The following is a 4208-nucleotide window of genomic DNA, read 5'->3' as shown; positions in this document are numbered from 1 at the left end:
GCGGATATCAGGTCAACACTCTTAATAATTGCAGCTCTATTCTTCATCTTGCCTCCTTTACGACCTTAATCTCGGATCAAGCACGTCTCTCAAACCATCACCAAGTAGATTGAATCCCAGACAGGAAATGAGGATAGCTATTCCAGGAAAAATCGCCATCGTCGGAGCTGTCTGGAGATAGTTCTTGGCTTCGCTCAGCATGCTTCCCCAGGAGGGAGTCGGCGGTTGAATTCCTAGCCCAAGAAAGCTTAAGGTAGCCTCACTTATAATCGCTCCCGCAAAATTTAACGAAGCGTAGATTATTATCGTGGGAAAGACATTGGGCAGTATGTGAAACATGATCACCCAAAGATTTGACCCACCCATAAGTCTGGCAGCCGTAACGAACTCCTCGTTCCTGTAAGTCAACACCGCACTCCTGACAACGCGTGAAAAACTGGGAATCATCACTATACCTATCGCCAGCATCGCGTTGAAAAGACCCGGGCCAAGAACCGCCATCATAGCAATAGCAAGGAGAACATATGGAAATGAAAGCAGCGCGTCCATTATTCTCATTATCAGAGAATCGGTGAATCCTCCGAAGAAACCCGCTATCATACCGATTATGGTACCTAAAAAGGAACCGATTCCAACCGCCACTATTCCCACCATTAGAGAAATTCGACTCCCATAGACCAGTCTGCTAAAGAGGTCCCTTCCGTAATCATCCGTGCCGAAGAGATGTCCGCCTTCTCCCGGCAAAGCAAATATGTTCATGAAGTCCATTTCGTCCGCCTCATGTGTAGCTATCAGAGGCGCAAATATTGCGAGCACGAGAATTGCAGCAATTACAAAGAGACCGACGGCGGCCTGTTTGCTTCTCAAGAGTCTTCTGAAGAATTTGGCAATGATCATTATTGGGACCCTCCATAAGCGACCCTGATCTTGGGATTAAGAAGAGCGTACAGCGTGTCCACGATAAAATTCACAAGAATGTAGATGAAGGCAATAACAATCACCTCACCCTGCACCAGCAAGAAATCCCTTCTCAAAATCGCGTCGATCATCAACTTACCCAGCCCCGGAAGAGCAAAGACAGTCTCGGTTAGGACAGCACCGGCCAACAACGTACCGAGTTGCAAACCGATTACCGTCACTATCGGGACCAACGCATTTCTTAGGGCGTGATTGTAAAGAACCAGCCTGTTCTTAAGGCCTTTGGCCAAAGCAGTCCGAACATAATCCTGTTTGAGAACCTCAAGCATACTCGATCGGGTGAATCTAGTTATAATACCCATCGATTGCACCCCTAATGCAACTGAGGGCAAGATTATGTGCTTTACCACATCCCAGATACCGTTGGATATGTTTCCAATTCCTACGGCAGGCAACCAGCCGAGCTGCAGTGCAAACACGATAATCAGGATCATCCCGAACCAGAAGATTGGAATAGAGATCCCGACCAAAGAGAAAACTGTAATGCTCAAATCCAGGAAAGTATCGTGTTTAGTCGCCGCAAGAATACCTGCAGGAATTCCTATTATAGAAGCAATGAAGAGGGCACTAACGCTTAAGAGAAGTGTGGTTGGAAGTCTCTCGATAATCAGAGAGAGAACGTCTTGCTTATAAATGAGAGACTTTCCGAAATCACCGGTGAAAACCCTCTTCACATAGAGTAAAAATTGGCTGAATACAGATTGATCAAGACCTAGCTCGGCCCTAAAACGCTCAATATCCTGAACTCTGGCTCCCGGTCCTAGAAGAACGGCCGCCGGGTCTCCGGGTATGAGTTTCATCAAAAGGAAGACCGTCAGAAGCACAAAGAAGAGCGTAGGAATAATCTGCACGAGCCTTCTGACAACGAATTTTCTCACCGTATCACTCCCTGCTTAAAAGGGGATGGAGCAGAAGCTCCATCCCGTGAGAATGAGAGTTTATTCAACGTAGACGTTGGTTCCTGGTGCAAAAACCCTTATAGTCATATCTGAAGATACTGTGAACCCTTTGACTTTATCACTGACACCCATCACTACTAGCTTGTGATACCCAGGGAAGTAGATTCTATCCTTCATGACAAGTTCTTCTGCCTTTCTGTAGTACGTGATTCTTTCATCCTGATCCGCAGAAGATTCGCCTAGCTCGATATATTTGTCAACTTCCGGGTTGTTGTATCTGCCGCCATTTCCGTATGTTCCGGCTGTCGAAGAATGGAACATATAGTACATGAAGAATTCCGGATCTGGATACCATGTCCAGCCTATTGCATAGATATCGGCTTCTCCATTGCCCGAAACTTCAACAAAGCTTCCCCATTCAAGTGATATAACTTCGAGATCGATGCCGACTTGCTTAAGCATTGACTGCATGACAATCGCCATTTTTCTCCTGTTTGGATCATCAGAAGTGTACATTTTGAGTTTAAGGCCATCTGAGTATCCAGCGTCCTTAAGGATCTGCTTTGCGCCTTCAGGATCATACGGTGTGTAGAAATCTTTAACATCGGGATTATATGCCCATGATCCGGGGGGGATCGGACCATACGCAGGAACTCCGCTTTCGTTAGGGAATACTACCTTTGCTATCTGGGTCACATCTACTGCCTTGAAGATGGCTTCTCTCACCTTTGGATCAGTCGTAGGCCCCTTCGTAGCATTCATATATGCTGCATAAATGTTGTTTCCTCCGACCATTACGGCCTCAACATTCGGATCGGCAGTCACTTTTGGAATATCTTGATCTAGAACATCGCTAGTGATATCTACCTGTCCGCTGAGTAGTGCGAGTGTCAATACTGCTTTGTCGGGGATGAACTTGTACGTAAGTTTCTTTACATAAGGCTTTTCACCCCAGTAATCTTCGTATCTCTCAAAAGACATGTGGTCATCTTTGACCCATTCTTTCATGACGTAAGGTCCTGACCCGATTGGATGAAGTACGAAATCATCGCCCCAACCTTCTACTTCTTCTTTAGGGACGATTGCAGCTCCGATATCCGTAAGAACAGTAAGGAATGGAGCGTAAGGATACTGAAGAGTGATCTTGACGGTATAAGTATCAACAACTTCAATAGTGTCTATCATGTAGATCCTTACCATCGGAGAGATCTCCATCTCTCTGTCGAAACTGTACTTCACGTCTTCAGCAGTAACGTTACGACCGTCCTGGAATTTGCCCTTCTGAAAGAACACATTTTCTCTGAGCTTGAAAGTCCAGACCTTCAAGTCATCACTCACTGTCCACGATTCTGCAACTAAAGGTTTGATCTCTTGAACATCAGAGGTGTAAGCTACCAGTGTCTCAAATATGTTCCTCATAACCTGTGACGAAGCGAGATCCTGATACATTGCCGGATCCATTGTTGTCGGGTTCTGGTCAGTGCCAACCACGAGTTCCGAATCATACTTGTCTGCCGCTATCATAGAGAATGACAGCAAAGCCAAAAGAACAGCTGTTACAAGATACTTTCTCATACAATACCTCCTTTTTCACACGATGGTGCGAAGAAATTCCCCCACAATTCTTCTTGCTGAAATCACTCTTCCAGAAGCAATCTCCTGAATCTTTGCTTCATGATAAGCGTTGTAACCCATGCAATCGAGATAAACGTACTCAAAATCACTTAGACCGCGAGGAATAGAGAAAGTCCCCTCATATGGGGAGAAGCTGAAGACCTCAAAACTCCTTGATAGCCCCTTCCATCTCAGTGCGAGACCCTCTTGCTTTTTTTCTGGTACCACGACCGCAAGACTCTTAAAAGGACTTCGAGAATTCAGGAAAGATCTGATGACACTATATGACTCAATATACTTATTGATTCCAAACTCACTAGTGCAGAGAAGCACTGTTGGCTCCGTGACAACAAACTCCATGAGCCGTCTTCTTACCCAACTCTCAGATAACTCCACTTCTTCACCTTCACGCAGACGACTAACGAGAACATCGCTTTTTGAAACGGGTCTTATTGAGTCGAGGTTCTCGATTTCATCAAGTAGACCGATTTCATTAACCTTCAGTGGCGTCCCAATGATCTCCACGAGTTCTGGAACAAGATCATTTCTAGGAGTTTGCCCAATTGTCAGAAATGTCATAGCGCTTCCCCGCTTAAGTACGAATTAATTAAGTTAAATTATACTACATGACCCCGGACAATCCAAAATCGAGTATCTCATTCGGAAAGCGAACAAAAGGGCCTTCCGAGCAAATGCATTCGCACCCTTCATTTGATG

The 4208-nt window shown here is 45.4% G+C and carries 4 protein-coding genes; all 4 read right to left on the bottom strand.

The window, feature by feature from the left end:
* Nucleotides 1–57 precede the first annotated feature (57 nt).
* Genes ENN47_00815 through ENN47_00800 form a run of 4 tightly spaced genes read right to left on the bottom strand, consistent with a single transcriptional unit; the run spans nucleotide 58 to nucleotide 4070 of the window.
* Complete coding sequence (locus tag ENN47_00815; GenBank protein ID HDP76733.1) at nucleotides 58–897, bottom strand: ABC transporter permease; 840 nt, start codon at nucleotides 895–897, stop codon at nucleotides 58–60.
* Nucleotides 897–1856, bottom strand: coding sequence for an ABC transporter permease (locus ENN47_00810; protein ID HDP76732.1), 960 nt, complete (start codon nucleotides 1854–1856; stop codon nucleotides 897–899). Before ENN47_00810 ends, ENN47_00815 begins: the two co-directional genes overlap by 1 nt.
* 60 nt (nucleotides 1857–1916) lie before the next feature.
* A complete protein-coding gene (locus ENN47_00805) occupies nucleotides 1917–3452 on the bottom strand; it encodes an ABC transporter substrate-binding protein (protein HDP76731.1) in 1536 nt (511 codons plus the stop codon).
* 15 nt (nucleotides 3453–3467) lie between these two features.
* Nucleotides 3468–4070: a hypothetical protein gene (locus ENN47_00800; GenBank protein HDP76730.1), complete on the bottom strand. Its 603-nt coding sequence runs from the start codon at nucleotides 4068–4070 to the stop codon at nucleotides 3468–3470.
* Nucleotides 4071–4208: the final 138 nt, after the last annotated feature.

Origin of the sequence: Mesotoga infera, from assembly GCA_011045915.1 — a bacterium.
GTDB classification, from domain to species: Bacteria; Thermotogota; Thermotogae; order Petrotogales; family Kosmotogaceae; genus Mesotoga; species Mesotoga infera_D.
Note: the sequence above shows the minus strand (reverse complement) of the source record. Positions and strands in the feature narration are given on the sequence as shown.